The organism is Streptomyces sp. NBC_00328, assembly GCF_036139655.1.
Classification (GTDB): Bacteria; Actinomycetota; Actinomycetes; order Streptomycetales; family Streptomycetaceae; genus Streptomyces.
Genome location: NZ_CP108013.1, coordinates 2,095,652 through 2,113,297 on the forward strand (window position 1 = coordinate 2,095,652; position 17,646 = coordinate 2,113,297).

Consider the following 17,646-nt stretch of genomic DNA (forward strand, 5'->3'; position numbering starts at 1 on the left):
GGCCGGGACAGTCCCTTCCCGGCGACGATCACGCGCCCCGCTGCCGTACGACCGACCCCGTTCTCCCCTTCACGACCTCCAGCTGAGCGTGGATGCGGCGGCGCAGGTCGCCGACGTGGCTGACGATGCCGACGCTGCGGTCGCGTTCCCGCAGCGAGTCCAGGACGTCGAGCACCTCGTCGAGGGTCTGGTCGTCGAGGCTTCCGAAGCCCTCGTCGATGAAGAGCGTGTCCAGCCGCACCCCGCCGGCCTCGTCGGTGACCACGTCGGCGAGGCCGAGCGCCAGGGCGAGGGAGGCGAAGAAGGTCTCGCCGCCGGACAGCGTGGCCGTGTCGCGCTCCCGTCCGGTCCAGGCGTCCACGACATGCAGTCCGAGCCCGCTGCGTCCGCGGCCCGCCCGGTCGTCGGAGTGCACCAGGGTGTAGCGCCCCGAGGACATCCGCTGGAGGCGGACCGTGGCGGCGGCGGCGACCTGCTCCAGACGGGCGGCGAGGACGTACGCCTCCAGGCGCATCCTGCGTTCGTTGTCCGCCGAGGTGCCGGCCGCCAGACCGGCGAGGCGGGCCACACGTTCGTACTCCTCGCGCAGCGGGGCGAGCCGGCGGGCTCCGCCGGTCGCACGGGTGGAGAGCGCGTTCAGCTCGGTGCAGCGGCGGGCCGCAGCGTCCTGCGCCGACGCCGTGTCCCGCAGCCGTCGGGAGGCGGACTCGGCCGCCCGCTCGGCGGCCCGCAGGTCGACGGGAGGGCGCCGCGCCGCGGCCGCGGTGTCCGCCTCGGCGAGTACGGCGCGCACCGAGGACTCCTCCGACTGCCAGGCGTCGAGCTGCCGTTGGAGATCACGGTGGGCCACGTCGTCGAGCATCGCTGCGGCCGCGGCCTGCGGGGTCTCGAAACCGGCGCGGAAGGCGGCGTCGGCGAGACGCGCGTCGGCGTCCTTGAGGCGCCGCGCGATGTCCTCCGCCGCCCGGACGCCGTCCGCGGCCTCGGTGAGCAGCGCGACCTGCCGCTCGAGCTGCGTGGCCCGGGCGGACACACTCACGGCGGCGCCTCGCGCCTGCTCCAACTCCCCTTCCAGTGAAGCCTTTTCGCGGTCGAGGGAATCCCGGTGCGAGGCTCGTGCGGCGACCCGCCGGGCTGCCTCCTGCTGGGCGGTCAGCCGCCGCTCGTGTTCCCGTTCGGCCTGCTCACGGGCCTCGCGCGCGGCATGCAGCCCGGAGGCCACCGTACGGGCCTCGCTGTGCAGCCGCTCCAGCTCCTCGGCCCGTTCTTCGAGTTGGCGGGTCGACGCGTCGCCCGCCTCCGCGGTCGCGGCGGCCAGCGCCTCGCGTACGAGGCCGAGCCGGCGCTCGGCCTCGGCGCGTTTCTCGTCGGCGCTTCGATAGGCGGCGAGCGCCCGTTCCTCCGTCTCACGGTCGACGTGTCCGGCGATCTTCCGGGCGGGCGCCGGGTGTTCGGTGGCACCGCAGACGGCGCAGGACTCTCCGTCCACCAGACCGGCGGCGAGTTCGGCGGCGATGCCCCGGAGACGCTGTTCCTTCAGGTCGAGCCAGTGGGCGTGTACCTCGGTGGCCTGCTCGCGCGCGGCCAGGCTCCGGGCGTGGGCGGTCTCCGTGTCCTGGGCCAGCTCGTCGCGCAGCCGGGCCGCGGCAAGCCGCTTGAAAGCCGGTTCGCGCTGCACGGCGAGTTGCTCGGCGCGCGCCGCGGCCTCCTGCGCGGTGTCGACCCGCGCCTCGACTCCCGCGCGGGTCTCCTCCCAGTCGGCCAGCCAGCTCTCGGCGTCCTGGAGGACGTCCTCGTCGGCGCGTTCCTGCCGGTCCAAGGAGGCGCGTTCCGTGCCGAGTTCGCCGAGGCGTCGTTCGGCCCGGCGTGCCGATTCCAGGCCGCCCAGTTCCTCGGCGGCCTTGCGCGCGGCGGCCGCGAGACCGGGCGCTCCGGCACCGGCGTACGTCTCCGGCAGGGCGGCTCGCGTGCGGGTCTCCTCGGTGGCCGCGCGCCGGTGCTCGGCTTCGGCGGCGTCGCGCAGTTCGAGTGCGGGGGCCACGGTCTCGGCCTTGTGTGCTCGCTCCATGCGCGTGCGGGCGTCCCGGTGGGCGTCGGCGCGCTGCTCCAGCCGTGCGGCCCGCTCCTGTGCCTCGGCGAACCGGCGCTGCAGCCGGTCGACTTCGCGTACGTCGTCGAGCGCGCGGTCGGCCGCGGCCTGCGCCGATTCGGCGGCGCCGCGGGCGCAGCCGGCGACGGCCAGCACCTCGCGAGCCGTGCTGCGGGCCACCGCGGCCCAGGCGAGCACCGAGCCGGCGAGGCCCGGATCGCCGGGCGCGAGGTCGGGCAGCGCCTCCTCGACGATGTGTCCGGCCGCCTGCTGCATCCGGTGCGCGTCGGCCAGCAACGCGGTGTCGCCGGCCCGCACTTCGGCCTCGGCGGCGCGCCGCCGCTCGGCGAGGCGCTTTTCGACCTCGGCGAAGCGGTGGGTGTCGAAGAGCCTGCCGAGCAGTTTGCCGCGGGCCTCGGCGTCGGCCCGCAGGAAGCGTGCGAAGTCTCCCTGGGGCAGCAGCACGACCTGGCAGAACTGTTCGCGGCTCATGCCGAGCAGTTGCGTGATCTCCTCGCCGATCTCCTGGTGGGACCGGCTGAGGCCCTTCCAGGAGCCGGCCGCCGAGTCGTATTCGCGCAGCCAGCTCTGGGCCTTGTCGGTCGTCATGCCCTTGCCGCGCAACTTCGGGCGCTCCCAGGGCGGCTGCCGGATGACTTCGAGACGGCGTCCGGCGACGCTGAGTTCGAGGCGGATCTCGGTGCGGACGTCGGGTGTCGCGTGGTCGCTGCGCAGTCCGAGGCCCTGACCGCTCTGCCGGGCGCCGGGAACCGCTCCGTACAGCGCGTAGCAGACGGCGTCGAGGACGGAGGTCTTGCCCGCGCCCGTCGGCCCGTGCAGCAGGAAGAGCCCGGCGGCGGACAGCTCGTCGAAGTCGACCCGCTGGGCAGCGCCGAACGGGCCGAAGGCGGTGATGTCCAGGCGGTGCAGCCTCATCGGGTTCCCTCGGTCTCCGGGCGGGTGGCCCCCTGGGTGTGCGGCGGACGTGTCGTCACCGGGCGCTCTCCCGTACGTTCTCGTCGGCCCGGACGGCGTCGAACGCGTCCTGGAGAACGGCCTGTTCCCGGGCGTCGGGACCCGCGCCGCGGACATGGGCCACGAAGTCCTCGGCGATCTGCTCCTCGCTGCGGCCCGCGATCCGGCGGGCGTACGAGACGCCCGGGGCCTGCGGGGAGCGTTCCGGGTCGAAGACGAGGCTGAGCGTGTGGGGGAAGCGCCCGGCCAGGCGCGCCATGGGGTCGGAGGGCCGCACCGGGTCGGTGAGGGTCGCCTCGACCCAGGAGCCCGTGTGACGGTCGAGCGCCGGGTCGGCGAGCAGGTCCTCCAGGTGCCCGCGCAGGCGGGCGAGCGGGCGGGGCACCGGGCAGTCGATCCGCTCGGCGGCCAGGGAGCCGTCGGGGCCGAGATCCACGAGCCACATGCTCTTGCGGTGGTCGGCCTCGGAGAAGGAGTACGGCAGCGGGGATCCCGAGTAGCGCACGCGCTCGGTGATGACCTGGCTGCCGTGCAGGTGCCCGAGGGCGGTGTAGTCGACTCCGTCGAAGACTCCGGCGGGCACGGAGGCGACGCCGCCGACGGTGATGTCCCGCTCGCTGTCGCTCACCTCGCCGCCGGTGACGAAGGCGTGGGCGAGGACGACGGAGCGGGTGCCCGGCGCACGGCCGGCGAGGTCGGCGCGCACCCGGTCCATGGCGGCGGCCAGCACGGTCTCGTGACCGGCCTTCTCCACCCCGAACTCGTCCTTCACCAGGGCGGGTTCGAGATAGGGCAGGCCGTAGAAGGCGACATCGCCGTGGGCGTCGGCCAGCACCACCGGTGTGCCGCAGCCCGCGGGGTCGGTGCGCAGATGGACGCCCGCGCGCCCGATGAGTCCGGCGCCGACGCCGAGCCGGCGCGCCGAGTCGTGGTTCCCGGAGATCATCACGGTGGGCACGCCGAGGTCGGCCAGGCGGTGCAGGGCGTCGTCGAAGAGCTGGACCGCGGCCAGGGGCGGCACGGCACGGTCGTACACGTCTCCCGAGACGACCACCGCGTCGGCCTCGCGCTCGCGCGCGGTCGTGACGAGGTGGCCGATGAAGCGGGACTGGGCGTCGAGCATGTTCACCCGGTGGAACGCCCGGCCCAGATGCCAGTCGGAAGTGTGCAGGAGCCTCATGATCCCCGAAGAGTAACGGCCGGGTCTGACATCACGGGCGGTTACTCCCGTATCGGCCCACCCTGACCACCTCCGGAACGCGACGATCAATCCCGGTTTACCCGGATTGTCACGCGTCCCCGTAGGCCTCCCCGCCCAGCTCGAAGCCGGCCGTCCCCGCGGTCGCGTCGGCCAACCAGGCCCGGAAGGACTCCACATCGGCGTCCGGCAGCCCGATCTCGATGGTGACGGCCTCGCCGTAACGCACATCACGTACCTCGCGGCCGGTCGACCGCAGATCGTTCTGCACCTTGCCGGCCCGCTGGTGGTCGACGGTGACCGTGGCCAGCCGGAAGCGTCGCCGGGTGATCGTGCCCACCGCGTCCAGCGCCTCGCCCACCGAGCCGCCGTACGCCCTGATCAGTCCGCCGGCGCCCAGCTTGACCCCGCCGTAGTAGCGGGTGACGACGGCGACGACGTACCGCATGTCGCGGCGCAGCAGCATCTGGAGCATGGGGACGCCCGCGGTGCCGCCCGGTTCGCCGTCGTCGCTCGCCTTCTGCACGCCGCCTTCGGCTCCGATGACGTACGCGAAGCAGTTGTGCGTGGCGTCCGCGTGCTCCTTCCTGACGGCCGCTACGAAGTCCTGGGCCTCCCGCTCGGTGGCGGCCGGGGCGAGGGCGCACAGGAATCGGGAGCGGTTGACCTCGGTCTCGTGCACGCCCGCGTGGGCCACTGTGCGGTACTCGTCCTGCATCACGCCAGCGTATGCGCTGCACGCGCACGCAGCCGACGGGCCGGCCCCAGGCCCGCTATCAGGCACCGCACCGCACGCGCGCGTGGCCGACGAACGGCGGACGGCAGGCGGCGGACGGCGCGAGCTCGTCCGCGTCCCGCGGGCACGCGTGCGTGGCGGATGACGGACGGGGAGCGGTGGACGAAACGAGCTCGTCCGGGCGAGCGGCGCGGTCACGTCGCCTCCCCGCTCGGCCACCGGTGGGCACCCTCGTCCCGCACGGGCGCGCTGTCACGCGCGAGGTACAGCTCCGGGTACCGCGCCGGGTGACGGCCGGCCCGGCCCGTCGGCCCCCGGCGCACGTCGGTCGAGATTCACTCCTTCTTGCCCCTCGGCACGACGACGTCCGTCAACAGCGCTTCGCCGGGACCGAGTTGGTGCCAGGCCCTGCCGTGCCAGACCAGGACCGCGACGGCGGAGGTCGGGAACTTCGTCCGGACATGGTCCAGCGTGTCGTCGAAGCCGTCCCCCGCCAGTTCGAGAACCAGCTCCTCAAGGCCCGGGTTGTGCCCGACCAGCAGCAAGGTCCGTACATGTTCCGGGACTTGGCTCACGGATTGCAGCAACTCCGTTATGTCCGCCCCGTACAACCGCTCATCGAACCGTACGGGCGGCGGAGTACCCCACTGCTCGGCCGCAAGCTCCCAGGTCTCCCTGGCGCGTACGGCGGTCGAGCACAGGGCGAGGTCCGGCAGCAGGTCGGCTCCCGCCATGGCGCGTCCGGCGGCGGGGGCGTCTCGACGGCCGCGCGCCGCGAGCGGCCGTTCGTGGTCGGGCACTCCGTCGGGCCAGGCGGACTTGGCGTGCCGCAGGACGACCAGTCTTCGCCTCGGGCCCGCGGTGGCGCGCGTGTTCACAGCGACGCTCCGATCTCGCGGGTGAGTTCGAGGCCGAGCAGCCGGTCGGCGTAGGCGTACGTCTCGAAGCGCGCTCCCTCCGCGACGTCCGACGTCTCGACCCACCGCAGCACGTCCAGCACGGCGAGGACGTCCAGATCGTCCTCCCAGGCGGCGCGCAACCGCAGGCGTACGTCCTCGGGAACCGGCTTGGAGGGACGGGTGGCCCATCCGGCGACGGCGGAGCGCCACCGCTTGAGCGTGCTCTCCGCCTCTGCCAGGGCGTCCGCGTCGAGGCGCAGGGGCAGGTCCCGGCGCCACGCGAGCAGAGCCAGCCGCAGCACGGTGGGATCCCCGGGAAGGGGCGCGGGACCGCTCCCGGTGTCGACGGCCGCCACCTCGACGCGCGGCCCGTCCGTCCCCGCGGCTCCCGGAGCGAGGACGCTCACGGTCCGCGTCGCCGCCGGTCCCTGCTCCGTGTCGCGGTGTTCCTCGAACGGCCGGATTCCCAGTTCGGCGGCGCGCGCCCGAAGTCCTGTCTCGCCCCAGGGGCCTGCCGGGTCCGCCGGGTCCGATGCGTCGGACGGGTCCGCGGGATGTCCCGGGTCCCGGGCAGCCGCCCCTTCGGGCGCCGAAGTCAGCGTCGCCCAGACGGGGTTGCCGCCGATCTCCAGGGCGCGTACCAGGACATCGGCGACCAGGAGCACCCGTAGACCCGTGAGGTCGAACCCGGGCAGGTGCGCGTGGACGCGGACCAGGCCGCGGCGGGCGAGGGCTGCGTCGATGGGTTCGCCCGTGCGGGCGTCGAGGATACGGAGCACGAGGTGAGCCTAGGCGGAGGTACGGGTGGATGCAGGGAGGTGGGGCCGTTCCGGACACGCGCCCGCACTGCGGGCCCCGACCGCCGCCGGACCCGGGCCCGCGGTGCCGGTGGGCGGGGTGACGGCAACCGTGAACAGCGGGTGCCGTACGGTCCGTTCGGGTTCGAGGGGCAGGACCGGACGTTCGTCGCACGGACGCGGGCGCGGCCTTGACAATCCGCTTCCGTCGCCGAAAGGCTGACCGACCAGTCGGTATGAAGGAGTGGGTCGTGAACGGCATGCGTATCTCCAACGCCGCCGGTGTGTTCGACGCCGTCGCGGCGGGTACGCACGACGGTCGCCCGGTACTGCTGCTGCACGGTTTCCCGCAGACGGGTCGGGCCTGGCGGCGGCAGACCGCGGCGCTGGCCGCCGAGGGCTACCGCGTCGTGGCGCCGGACCAGCGCGGCTACTCCCCCGGGGTCCGCCCGGAGCGGGCCGAGGACTATCGGATCGGCGTCCTGGTCGCGGACGTCGTCGCGATCACCGAGGAGCTGGGCTGGCCCACGTTCGACCTGGTCGGTCACGACTGGGGCGGCGCGGTGGCCTGGTGGACCGCCGCCGGCCATCCCGGCCGCGTACGCACCCTGACGGTCGTCTCCACCCCGCACCCGGGCGCCCTCGCCGAGGCTCTGCGCTCGGACGACGACCAACGCGCACGGTCCCAGTACATGAAGGACTGGCGCGAGGCGCCCGCGACCGAGAACCGCCTGCTCGCCGACGACGCGGCGCTCCTTCGGGCGCTCTACGCGGGAAAGGTCCCGCAGGCCGGCGCCGACGCCTACGTTCGCCACCTGTCCCGGCCGGGCGCCCTCACCGCGGCACTGAACTGGTACCGGTCGGGCCGCCCCGACGGCGAGATCGGCTCCGTCGAGGTGCCCACGCTGTACGTCTGGAGCACGGAGGACACCGCCTTCGGCCCGGGTCCCGCACAGGAGACCGGACGTTGGGTCGACGGGCCGTACCGGTTCGAGATCCTCCCCGGCCTCAGCCACTGGATCCCGGAAGAGGCACCCGAGACACTGAACCGTCTGCTGCTCGACCATCTGCGAGCGGACGGCGGGCGGAATCATCGCGCTCCGCTCACCGTTGAGGAGAACGGCAGACACTGACCGATACCCCCGGAGGCCGAGCGTGTACGGCGACTCAGAGACGATCCGCAGGATCCTGACCGAGCAGGGCGGCACCTGGGCGATCGTCGGGCTCTCGTCGAACCAGCGCCGCGCGGCCCACGGCGTCGCCGAGGTCCTCCAGCGCTACGGCAAGCGGATCGTGCCCGTACACCCGAACGCCGAGACCGTCCACGGGGAACAGGGGTACGCCTCTCTCGCGGACATCCCCTTCGAGGTCGATGTCGTCGACGTCTTCGTGAACAGTCACCTCGCCGGGCCGGTCGCGGACGAGGCGGTCGCCATCGGCGCCAAGGCCGTCTGGTTCCAGCTCGACGTGATCGACGAGGCCGCGTACGCGCGGACGCGTGCCGCCGGACTCGACATGGTGATGGACCGCTGCCCGGCCATCGAGATTCCGCGACTGGGCTGACGCGACGGGGTGGGGCGGCCCCGCTTCCGACGGGGCCCGCCGGCGGCTCGGGCCGACGCTGTTGACGGGGGGCGGCCCGCACCGGTTTCCTGCTCCGGTGCCCATCCTTCGCATTGAATCGCCGGACGACGAGGCCCGCCTCGCGGACTGGCGGCACGTCCACAACGTGATCGTCCCGCCCGCCGCGATGTCGCTCGCCGAGGTGCGCGAGCGCGTCCGGCGCTACCGCCTGGAGGTCGCCTACCTCGGCGACGTCCTCGTGGGCTGTACGACCGTGCGTCCGCCCACCGGCGACAGCGCGACCGCGACCGTGATCGCGCGCGTGCTGGCCGAGCACCGCGGGCGGGGTCTCGGCGGGGAGCTGTACACACGCGGCCTGGAACAGGCTCGCTCGTCGGGGGCCCGGGTGATCGAGACCGTCGTCCTCGCGGCCAACGAGGACGGACTGCGCTTCGCCCGGCGACACGGTTTCGCCGAGATCGAGCGCTACGTCCTCCCCGGTGAGACCGCCGAGTGGGTCGACCTGAGACTGGGCTGAGCGCCCCGGGCGAGCCGGGTTCCGTCCGCGGAGACGAGAACCGGCACGCCTGTCGTCGTCATCCGTACGGCTTCACCCGGGCAAGCTGTCTGACGACTCGTCAAACTACGCGCGGCACGCAATGGTTGAGGCATGCGGTCCTCGTGCGTGCGGGCATCTCGACTCCGGCTCGCGTCGCCTTCGTCTCCGGTTCTCCCGCCGTACGCCTCCGATTGCTTCCATCGAGGAACGGACCACATCACGTCAGCGCGCTTCCCCGGCCGCGCGGCCGTGGTGGCGTACGGGATCCATCCGGCCGTTCCGTCATTCCGGTGGAACGGCATGAACAAGGTGATCGGCGGACAATCGGAGCACGGGAAGAGGAGGGCCGGATGACGGAACTGCTGACAGGGATGCGGGTGGACTACACCGACCACGACGACCCCGTACTGATCCGGCCGGACGGCAGCCCGGTGGACACCTGGCGGGAGAACTACCCGTACGAGCAGCGAATGGAACGCAAGGAGTACGAGTGGCACAAGCGGCTCCAGCAGATCGAGCTGCTGAAGCTGCAGAGCTGGATCAGGGAGACCGGCCGACGGCTCGTCATCGTCTTCGAGGGGCGCGACGCGGCGGGCAAGGGCGGCACGATCAAGCGGTTCACCGAGCATCTCAACCCGCGCGGCGCGCGCGTGGTGGCGCTGGAGAAGCCGACCGAGCGGGAGCGCGGGCAGTGGTACTTCCAGCGGTACGTGGAACATCTGCCGACCGCGGGCGAGATCGTGATGTTCGACCGGTCCTGGTACAACCGGGCGGGCGTGGAGCGGGTCATGGGCTTCTGCACCGACGACGAGTACCGGCGGTTCATGCGTCAGGCACCGGCCTTCGAGCGGATGCTCGTCGACGACGGTGTGGACCTGGTCAAGTTCTGGTTCTCGGTCTCGCAGAGTGAGCAGCGCACCCGCTTCACGATCCGCCAGGTCGACCCGGTACGGCAGTGGAAACTGAGCCCCATGGACCTGGCCTCGCTGGACCTCTGGGACGAATACACGGCGGCCAAGGTCGCGATGTTCCGTGAGACGGACACCACGCAGGCGCCATGGTCCGTGGTGAAGAGCAACGACAAGAAGCGGGCCCGCGTCGAGGCCATGCGCAGTGTCCTCGCCCGCTTCGCCTACGCCGACAAGGACGAGGAGGTGGTCGGCAGCCCCGACCCGAGCATCGTGGGCGCGGCGGCGAACCTGCTGGAGGAGGGCGAGGAGAGCGAGGACGACGCCACGCCCGCGGCCGGCCACGCGGTCACGGGCGACGGCACGCTCACGCGCTGACGGCCGCGCCCCCACCCGGACACGGCTGCACGTGGCCTCAGTCGTGCGCCGGGCGGTCGGAGAGCCGGTGGTCGGCCAGGCTCAGCGCCTCGTCGACCACCCGGCGCAGATGACCGTCGCCGAGCGAGTAGATCACCCGGCGTCCTTCCTTCCTCGTGTTGACGAGCCCGGCGAGACGGAGCCGGGCCAGGTGCTGGCTGACGGCCGGGCGGGCCGCTCCGCACCTCTCGGTCAGCGTCGTGACATCGGCCTCGCCACCGGTCAGGGCGTGCAGCAGCGTAAGTCGGGTGCGGTCGGCGAGGAGGGCGAGAAGTTCGGCCGCGAGCGCGAACTGTTCCTCGCCAGGGGTGCGCGGGTGCGCATCGTGCGCAGGTGATAGGTGCATGCGTGCGCTCATACGCACATAATGGCCTCGTGGACACCAGCGCGTCCACTCCCGCGCACGGAAGGGGACGCACGTGAACGAGCGGCACGGCCACGACCATCACGGGGACGGCGGCCACGGCCATCACCACGGGGAAGGTCGCGGCGGCGACGGCGGCGACCACGGCGGCAGCAACGGCAGTCACCGCAGCGACCACGGCGGCAGCAGCAGCCACGGGGGCGAGGGCACCGGCGGGCGGGCACACCGTCACAGCCACCCGCACCCGGACGGGAACGGGCACGCTCACGACGACGAGGACGGCCACGGCACGGGCCACACCCACGCGCACCCCCCGGGCCGGCCGCACGCGGGTACGCGTCCGGGGGGCCACAGTCACCCGCACGGCCACCGGAGCCGGCTGCGCCATCTCCTCACCCCGCACTCCCACGAAACGGCGGACAAGCTCGACTCCGCGCTGGAGGCGTCGGCCCGGGGCATGCGGGCGCTGTGGGTCTCTCTGGCCGTCCTCGGCACAACGGCCGTGGCGCAGGCGGCCGTTGTCGTGCTGTCGGCGTCGGTCGCGCTGCTCGGCGACACCGTTCACAACGCGGCCGACGCGCTGACCGCCCTGCCGCTGGGAATCGCCTTCACTCTGGGCCGCCGCGCTGCGACACGGAGCTTCACCTACGGCTACGGGCGGGCGGAGGACCTGGCGGGCATCGTGATCGTGCTGACGATCGCGGCCTCCGGCGCCTTCGCGGCCTGGGCGGCGGTCGGCCGGCTGCTCGATCCCCAGCCCGTGCGGCACCTCCCGGCGGTCGCGATCGCCGCGCTCATCGGCTTCGCCGGCAACGAGTGGGTCGCCCGGTACCGCATCCGCGTCGGGCGCGAGATCGGCTCGGCCGCTCTGGTCGCGGACGGACTCCACGCCCGTACCGACGGGTTCACCTCACTCGCCGTACTGGTGGGCGCGGCCGGCGCGGCCCTCGGGTGGCAACTCGCCGACCCGCTGGTGGGGCTGGCGATCACCGCCGCGATCCTGCTGGTGCTGCGCGATGCCGCCAGGGAGGTCTTCCGGCGCGTGATGGACGCCGTGGAGCCGGAGTTGGTGGACCGGGCCGAGGAGGCACTGCGGCGGGTCGAAGGCGTGCGCGACGTGGGGGAACTGCGGCTGCGCTGGATCGGGCACAGGCTGCGCGCCGAGGTGGCGGTGGTGGTGGACGGCGAGGCGACCGTTCGCCAGGCCCACGCCATCGCCGTGGACGCCGAACACGCCCTGCTGCACGCCGTCCCGAGGCTGACCGCCGCCCTGGTCCACGCCGATCCGGCCCCGGCACCCGGCGAGGCGGACCCGCACCGGACGCTGGCGCATCACGCCGCCGCGTGAACGGACGACGCCACCCGGCCGGATCCCGCACACGGCAGAGACCCCGCTTCGCCGACGACGGTCGGCGGACCCGCCGGGCAGGCACGCCTCACGGGCGGACGTGCGTCATCCGGCGATGCCCAGGCCCTCCAGGACCACCGCGTTCGGCAGCTCCGTGAACGCCTTGCCCGGCACCAGGAGTTTGCCGCGCCGACGGCCGCTGCCCACCAGTACGTACGGCAGCTCGACGACGGCCGAGTCGACCAACACCGGCCAGTCGCCCGGGAGTCCGACGGGGGTGATGCCGCCGTACTCCATGCCGGTCTCGCCGGTCGCGAGGTCCATCGGGGCGAACGAGGCCTTCCGGGCGCCCAGTTGACGCCGTACGACGCCGTTGACGTCGACACGGGTGGCGGACAGTACGACACACGCGGCGAGCGTGGTCTCGCCGCCCCGCTTGCCCGCGACGACCACGCAGTTGGCGGACGTGTCGAGCAGCTCCTTGCCGTAGTGCTCGACGAAGACGGCGGTGTCGGCCCACTCGGGGTCCGTCTCGACGTAGACGATCTGCTCGGCGGGGGTGCCACCGCGCCACCCGCGCACCGCGTCGGCGACGGGGCTGACGAGGTCGTCCAGGCGGTCGGGGGCCGGGAAGGCAAGGTCGAAGTGTCCGATGGGTGCGCGCATGACGGCACGCTAACAGCCCCGCGGACCCGCCCGGCGGGAAGCCGCCGCGCCCGCCGGGACCGGCCCGTCCGGGGCGGACCGAGCGACGCCGGGACAGGCCCCGTCAGAGGCGGACCGAGCGGCGCCGGGCCTCAGTGCACGAGCGGGACCGACACGGCCATGACCATCTCGACCGGGACCTCGCCCTTGTTGGCGTACGTGTGCGGGGTGTCGGCCTCGAACGAGGCGCTCGCCCCCTCGGGGACGCGGTGCTCGACGCCGTCGACGGTCAGGGTCAGGTCGCCCGAGATGACATGCACGAGTTCGACGGTGCCGGAGGGGTGCGGGTCGGAGGGGCTGCCCTCGCCCGGCATGAGCCGCCAGTCCCACATCTCCAGCGGGCCGGGCGCCTCGGTGCCGGCCAGCAGCCGGTTGTAGCTGCCCGCTTCGGTGTGCCACAGCCGTACGGCCTGGTCGGAGGGGACGATCCGGACCCGGGGCCCCTGCTCGTAGTCGAGGAGGGTGGTGATGCTGACGCCGAGCGCGTCCCCGATCTTGACGACGGTACCCAGGCTGGGATTGGTCCTGGCCTGCTCGATCTGGATGAGCATGCCACGGCTGACTCCGGCGCGAGCGGCGAGCGCCTCCAGGGTGAAGCCCCGCTCGGTGCGCCAGCGCTTCACATTGCGCGCCAGGGACTGAGTCAGCAGGTCGAGATCCGACACATTCCGTCCAATATTTTGAATGACAGAGTTCAATCCGGTGAACTATCGTGTGATGCACCTGATCGTTCACCGAACTGTACTGCGAGGCCCCCGTGACAGCACTCTTCGCCCTGGCCACCAGCCTCCTGTGGGGCCTGGCCGACTTCGGCGGAGGCTTGCTGACCCGGCGCACCCCCGCTCTCACGGTGGTCGTCGTGTCCCAGTCGATCGCCGCGGTGGTCCTCGGCGCGATCGTCCTGGCCACCGGCGGCTGGAGCGCGGCGGGACCGCAGCTGTGGTTCGCGGTCGCCGCGGGCCTGGTGGGCCCGGTCGCGCTGCTCTCCTTCTACAAGGCGCTCGCGCTCGGGCCGATGGGCGTGGTCTCGCCGCTCGGCTCGCTGGCGGTGGCCGTCCCCATCGGCGTCGGCCTGTTCCTCGGGGAGCGTCCGGGACTGACGCAGGTCGCGGGCATCGCGGTCGCCGTCGCGGGGATCGTCCTCGCCGGCGGGCCCCAGCTGCGGGGCGCGCCCGTGCAGCGGCAGGCGATCCTGCTGACCCTGATCGCGGCCGCCGGCTTCGGCACGGTGTTCGCGCTGATCGCGGAAGCCTCGTCGTCGGTCACCGGGCTCTTCCTGGCACTGTTCGTGCAGCGCCTGACGAATGTCGTCACCGGCGGCGCGGCTCTGGCCTTCTCCGTCCGGCGCGGCGCCGCGGCCCTTCCCGAGGGCGGCTTCCCCTGGGCCTCCCTGCCCGCACTCGCCTTCGTGGGCCTGGCCGACGTCGCGGCCAACGGCACGTACTCGGTCGCCGCCCAGCACGGCCCGGTCACCGTCGCCGCCGTCCTCGCCTCGCTCTACCCGGTGGTCACGGCCCTGGCCGCGCGTGGCGTCCTCAGGGAACGGCTGCGAGGGGTGCAGGCCACCGGAGCGGCGCTGGCGCTGGTCGGCACGGTCCTGCTGGCGACCGGCTGAGCCGGCTCCGGGCGTCGGGACGCACCGCCGGGACGCGCCGTCGGAACGCACCGCCGGGACCGCGGCCCGTCCGCCGCTCCGCGGTCAGGACTCGGCGCGGACGTCCCCCGACTGCGCGTGCACGTCCCCGGCCGCGTCCCGCGGGTCGAGGTCCAGCTCGGCGAGCCGCGCGACGGTCTCCTCGTCCAGTTCCGCGAGCGCCTGGAGCTGTTCGGGGGTCACCCCGTCGGGGATGGGCACCGGCGGCGGTGTGCGCAGCGGCGGCTGCCATCCGGCGACCGGGTCCCAGCGCCGGACGACCTTCGCGGGCGCTCCGGCGACGACGGAGTGGTCCGGCACCGAACCGCGCACCACCGCACCCGCGGCGACCACGACGTTCCGTCCGATCCGCGCCCCGGGAAGGATCACCGCACCGGTCCCGATCCAGCAGCCGGGGCCGATCTCCACGGGCTCCATCCGCGGCCACTGCTTGCCGATGGGCTCGTGCGGATCGTCGTACGAGTGGTTCGTGGACGTGACGTACACATAGGGCCCGAAGTAGCAGTCGCTGCCGATCGTGACCGTCGTGTCGGCGATGACATGGCTGCCGCGGCCGAGCACCACGCCGTCCCCGATGCGCAGGATCGGGTCGGGACCGAGGTCCAGATCGGGCATCAGGCCCGCGGTCAGCGTGACCTGCTCGGCGACGATGCAGTACGAGCCGAGGTGGATCCAGGGTTCGCCGAAGACCGTGCCCAGGGGGAAGGCCAGCCTGGTGTTCTCCCCTATGGCACCGAAGCGGAAGCGGCCCGGCCGCTCGGCCGAGACCGTACCCGCGCGCCGCACCCAGGCCCAGCCCGCGTGGACGGCGCGCTGCGCGAGGCGTCGCCGCCATGATGAGAACGTGTTCTTGCTCCTGGACACCCGCTCACGGTACTCAGCGCGGGACATGTGGACGCGGCCGGGCGCCTGTGATCTTCGCCCCACCGGAGGTACCCGGGGGCGATGGCATACGGTGCCGGTGTACTCAGAGGGCCGGACCACGAGACGACGAGACGGTGACACGGTGACGACGCATCAGGCGCTGATCAAGGGGATCGGCGGCAAGGATCCGCAGCTGGACGAGGAGGCGTTCGTCTCCCCCACCTCCGTGGTCATCGGAGACGTCACGCTGGGGGCGGGCGCGAGTGTCTGGTACGGCGCGGTGCTGCGCGCCGACTGCGGCCCGATCGTCATCGGCGCCGGCAGCAATGTGCAGGACAACTGCAGTCTGCATGTGGACCCCGGATTCCCCATCACCGTCGGGGAGCGGGTCTCGGTCGGCCACAACGCCGTCCTGCACGGCGCCACCGTGGAGGACGACTGTCTGATCGGCATGGGGGCCACGGTGCTCAACGGGGCCGTGATCGGGGCCGGCTCGCTGGTGGCCGCGCAGGCACTGGTGCCGCAGGGAATGCGGGTCCCGCCGGGCTCACTCGTCGCGGGTGTCCCCGCCAAGGTCAAGCGCCCGCTGACCGACGAGGAACGCGAGGGTCTCTCGCTGAACGGCGTCTTCTACGTGGAACTGGCGAAGGCGCACCGCGAGATCCACGAGTAGACCGCTCTACTCGGCGGCGGGGACGGGATCCGTCTCCGCCGTGGCGTGCTCCGTCGCGGTCTGCTTGGCCTTGCGGCGGACGAGCAGCATCGAGGCGAGACCGACGAGCACCGCGGCGACCAGGCCGAGGTACGAGAAGCGCTTCAGCCAGGACTCGGCGACGACTCCCACGTAGTAGATGACGGCGGTGGTGCCGCCGGCCCAGATGATGCCGCCGAGGACGTTGGCGATCAGGAACTTCCAGTACGGCATCCGCAGCACACCGGCGAGCGGTCCCGCGAAGATCCGCAGCAGGGCGATGAAGCGGCCGAAGAAGACGGCCCACATGCCCCACTTCTGGAAGGAACGCTCGGCCGTGGCGACATGGGCCTCGCCGAAGTGTCTGGGGAACTTCGCGCCGAGCCAGGCGAGCAGCGGGCGTCCGCCCTTGCGGCCGATGGCGTAGCCGATGGAGTCGCCGATGATCGCCCCGAGGCTGGCGCACACGCCGAGCACGACGGGGTTGATGCCGCCGTGCTGCGAGGACAGCAGCGCCGCCGAGACCAGGACGATCTCCCCGGGCAGCGGGATACCCAGGCTCTCCAGGCCGATGACCAGGGCCACGAGCGCGTAGATACTGACCGCAGGCACCGTCTCGAGCCAGTCCTGGACGTGCAACGCCGCTTCCTCCCGTTTCGGTGTACGTGACCCGGGCGACCGCGTTTCGCGTGATCACCGAGGTGCGCTTCCCCGGAGCGCCCGCCAAAGAGACTACCTGCTCGTCCTGAACAGCGGCCCGGACGTGGGACTCGTCACGTCCGCCGCCTCCAGCTCTCGTAGTGGTCGAGCAGGGTCTCCCCGACCGGTCGGTAGGTGATCCCCAGTTCCCGCACGCTGCGGCTGTTGTCCACGCGGAACCGGATGCCGAGGTGCTTGCGGATGTAGTCCTGGGTCAGTCCGAACGCCGGGCCGAGGACGCGGACCGGCCAGTGCGGGAGCGCGGTGCGGGGCAGCCGGAGGGCTCGGGGGTACCGGCCGCGGATGACGCGTGCCATGTCGTGGAAGGACGTCATCGTCTCGGCCGCCACGATGTACCGGCCCTTGGCGCCGTCGTGCTCCGCCGCCGCGATGTGGGCGTCCGCGACCTCGCGGACGTCCGCCGTGGTGAAGCTGAAATCGGGTGCGCCGTAGAAGAAGTAGCCCTTGAACAGTTCGTCCAGCAGGAACAGGCTGCCGGATTGCGACGCGGGGGTGAGCGACGGGCCGAGGACCAGACCGGGGTTGACGGACACCAGGCGCCAGCGGTCCTGGGCCGCCTCCGCCTCCCAGGCCGCGCGTTCCGCGAGCGTCTTCGCGTAGTGGTACGGGTTGTTCTCGACCGTGCTGGTGGTGTTGAAGTACTTCTCCGACAGGACACCGCCGTCCATGCTCCGGACGTCGGCGTAGTCGCCGAAGATCGCGCCGACGGTGGAGGTGAGGACGAGTTTCCCGACCGTCGGTGTCCGTTCCACCCCGGCCAGCACGTTGCGTGTGCCGAGCAGCGCCGGGTCGACCATGTCCCGGCGGCCGTCCTTGATCTTCTCCGGCATCAGGAACGGCGACGCCACGTGGAAGACCACGCCGCAGCCGCTCATCGCCGCGTCGAAGGACCCGTCGGCCAGCAGATCCGCCTCGAACAGCGTGAGCCTGCCGGGAAAGGCCTCCTGCATCTCCCGGAGCGGCGACACCTTCGCCGTGTTCGCGGTCGTCCGTACGGTGGTGTGGACCCGGTAGCCCCGTTCCAGCAGCCGCCGCACCAGATGGCTTCCGACGAACCCGCTGCCACCGGTCACCAGAACGGCACCCCGCCCGCGTACACCCACGCTCGCACTCCTCGATCCCGGTACCCCGCTCCGGCTGTCGGGCGGTGCGCGCACCG

At 72.7% G+C, this 17,646-nt stretch carries 18 protein-coding genes; 7 read left to right on the top strand and 11 right to left on the bottom strand.

The features are described 5' to 3' along the window. Positions 1 to 28: 28 nt before the first annotated feature. The 5 genes from OG485_RS09085 to OG485_RS09105 form a co-directional block, all read right to left on the bottom strand. Positions 29 to 3,025, bottom strand: a complete 2,997-nt coding sequence (locus OG485_RS09085; protein ID WP_328665667.1) for an SMC family ATPase — start codon at positions 3,023 to 3,025, stop codon at positions 29 to 31. Positions 3,026 to 3,080: 55 nt separating this feature from the next. Further along, a complete protein-coding gene (locus tag OG485_RS09090) occupies positions 3,081 to 4,244 on the bottom strand; it encodes an exonuclease SbcCD subunit D (RefSeq protein WP_328665668.1) in 1,164 nt (387 codons plus the stop codon). 109 nt (positions 4,245 to 4,353) lie between these two features. After that, a complete protein-coding gene (locus tag OG485_RS09095; RefSeq protein ID WP_328665669.1) occupies positions 4,354 to 4,980 on the bottom strand; it encodes a YigZ family protein in 627 nt (208 codons plus the stop codon). 353 nt (positions 4,981 to 5,333) lie between these two features. Beyond that, positions 5,334 to 5,876, bottom strand: coding sequence for a SixA phosphatase family protein (locus OG485_RS09100; RefSeq protein WP_328665670.1), 543 nt, complete (start codon positions 5,874 to 5,876; stop codon positions 5,334 to 5,336). Next, positions 5,873 to 6,676, bottom strand: a complete 804-nt coding sequence (locus OG485_RS09105) for a hypothetical protein (RefSeq protein ID WP_328665671.1) — start codon at positions 6,674 to 6,676, stop codon at positions 5,873 to 5,875. The genes OG485_RS09100 and OG485_RS09105 overlap by 4 nt, the downstream gene beginning before the upstream one ends. 278 nt (positions 6,677 to 6,954) lie before the next feature. On the opposite strand from OG485_RS09105, the gene OG485_RS09110 reads away from it, so the two are divergent. The 4 genes from OG485_RS09110 (at position 6,955) to ppk2 (ending at position 10,102) form a co-directional block, all read left to right on the top strand. After that, on the top strand, positions 6,955 to 7,827 hold the full coding sequence (locus OG485_RS09110; protein WP_328674288.1) for an alpha/beta fold hydrolase: 873 nt from the start codon (positions 6,955 to 6,957) through the stop codon (positions 7,825 to 7,827). A 22-nt stretch (positions 7,828 to 7,849) separates the two neighbouring features. Then, a complete protein-coding gene (locus OG485_RS09115; protein WP_328665673.1) occupies positions 7,850 to 8,257 on the top strand; it encodes a CoA-binding protein in 408 nt (135 codons plus the stop codon). 97 nt (positions 8,258 to 8,354) lie between these two features. Next, complete coding sequence (locus tag OG485_RS09120; protein ID WP_328665675.1) at positions 8,355 to 8,795, top strand: GNAT family N-acetyltransferase; 441 nt, start codon at positions 8,355 to 8,357, stop codon at positions 8,793 to 8,795. A 371-nt stretch (positions 8,796 to 9,166) separates the two neighbouring features. After that, a complete protein-coding gene (ppk2, locus tag OG485_RS09125; protein WP_328665677.1) occupies positions 9,167 to 10,102 on the top strand; it encodes a polyphosphate kinase 2 in 936 nt (311 codons plus the stop codon). Positions 10,103 to 10,139: 37 nt separating this feature from the next. Here the strand turns inward: ppk2 and OG485_RS09130 are convergent, their stop codons facing one another. Then, the gene (locus tag OG485_RS09130) at positions 10,140 to 10,499 is read right to left on the bottom strand and encodes an ArsR/SmtB family transcription factor (RefSeq protein WP_326789076.1); all 360 of its coding nucleotides are present in this window, start codon (positions 10,497 to 10,499) and stop codon (positions 10,140 to 10,142) included. 61 nt (positions 10,500 to 10,560) lie between these two features. Here OG485_RS09130 and OG485_RS09135 point away from each other — a divergent pair, with 61 nt between their 5' ends. Further along, entirely contained in the window at positions 10,561 to 11,853 is a 1,293-nt protein-coding gene (locus tag OG485_RS09135; protein WP_328665679.1) for a cation diffusion facilitator family transporter, read from the top strand. Positions 11,854 to 11,958: 105 nt separating this feature from the next. Here OG485_RS09135 and OG485_RS09140 read toward each other — a convergent pair whose 3' ends face one another. Together OG485_RS09140 and OG485_RS09145 are read right to left on the bottom strand one after the other, a co-directional pair. Further along, positions 11,959 to 12,519, bottom strand: a complete 561-nt coding sequence (locus OG485_RS09140; protein WP_328665681.1) for a YbaK/EbsC family protein — start codon at positions 12,517 to 12,519, stop codon at positions 11,959 to 11,961. A gap of 131 nt (positions 12,520 to 12,650) precedes the next feature. Continuing rightward, positions 12,651 to 13,223 (bottom strand): helix-turn-helix domain-containing protein, encoded by a 573-nt coding sequence (locus OG485_RS09145; protein ID WP_328665682.1) that lies wholly within the window; start codon positions 13,221 to 13,223, stop codon positions 12,651 to 12,653. Between the two features lie 92 nt (positions 13,224 to 13,315). On the opposite strand from OG485_RS09145, the gene OG485_RS09150 reads away from it, so the two are divergent. Further along, a complete protein-coding gene (locus OG485_RS09150; protein ID WP_328665684.1) occupies positions 13,316 to 14,173 on the top strand; it encodes a DMT family transporter in 858 nt (285 codons plus the stop codon). Positions 14,174 to 14,257: 84 nt separating this feature from the next. Here OG485_RS09150 and OG485_RS09155 read toward each other — a convergent pair whose 3' ends face one another. Beyond that, a complete protein-coding gene (locus tag OG485_RS09155; RefSeq protein ID WP_328665685.1) occupies positions 14,258 to 15,076 on the bottom strand; it encodes an acyltransferase in 819 nt (272 codons plus the stop codon). Between the two features lie 142 nt (positions 15,077 to 15,218). Between OG485_RS09155 and OG485_RS09160 the strand changes: the two genes are divergently transcribed. Further along, positions 15,219 to 15,749 carry a gamma carbonic anhydrase family protein gene (locus OG485_RS09160; protein ID WP_328454854.1) on the top strand — a complete coding sequence of 177 codons (531 nt, stop codon included), beginning with the start codon at positions 15,219 to 15,221 and terminating at the stop codon, positions 15,747 to 15,749. Positions 15,750 to 15,755: 6 nt separating this feature from the next. On the opposite strand, the gene OG485_RS09165 is transcribed toward OG485_RS09160, so the two are convergent. Together OG485_RS09165 and OG485_RS09170 are read right to left on the bottom strand one after the other, a co-directional pair. After that, the gene (locus tag OG485_RS09165) at positions 15,756 to 16,406 is read right to left on the bottom strand and encodes a DedA family protein (RefSeq protein WP_328665687.1); all 651 of its coding nucleotides are present in this window, start codon (positions 16,404 to 16,406) and stop codon (positions 15,756 to 15,758) included. Positions 16,407 to 16,540: 134 nt separating this feature from the next. Next, positions 16,541 to 17,590 carry an NAD-dependent epimerase/dehydratase family protein gene (locus tag OG485_RS09170; protein ID WP_328665688.1) on the bottom strand — a complete coding sequence of 350 codons (1,050 nt, stop codon included), beginning with the start codon at positions 17,588 to 17,590 and terminating at the stop codon, positions 16,541 to 16,543. Positions 17,591 to 17,646 lie beyond the last annotated feature (56 nt).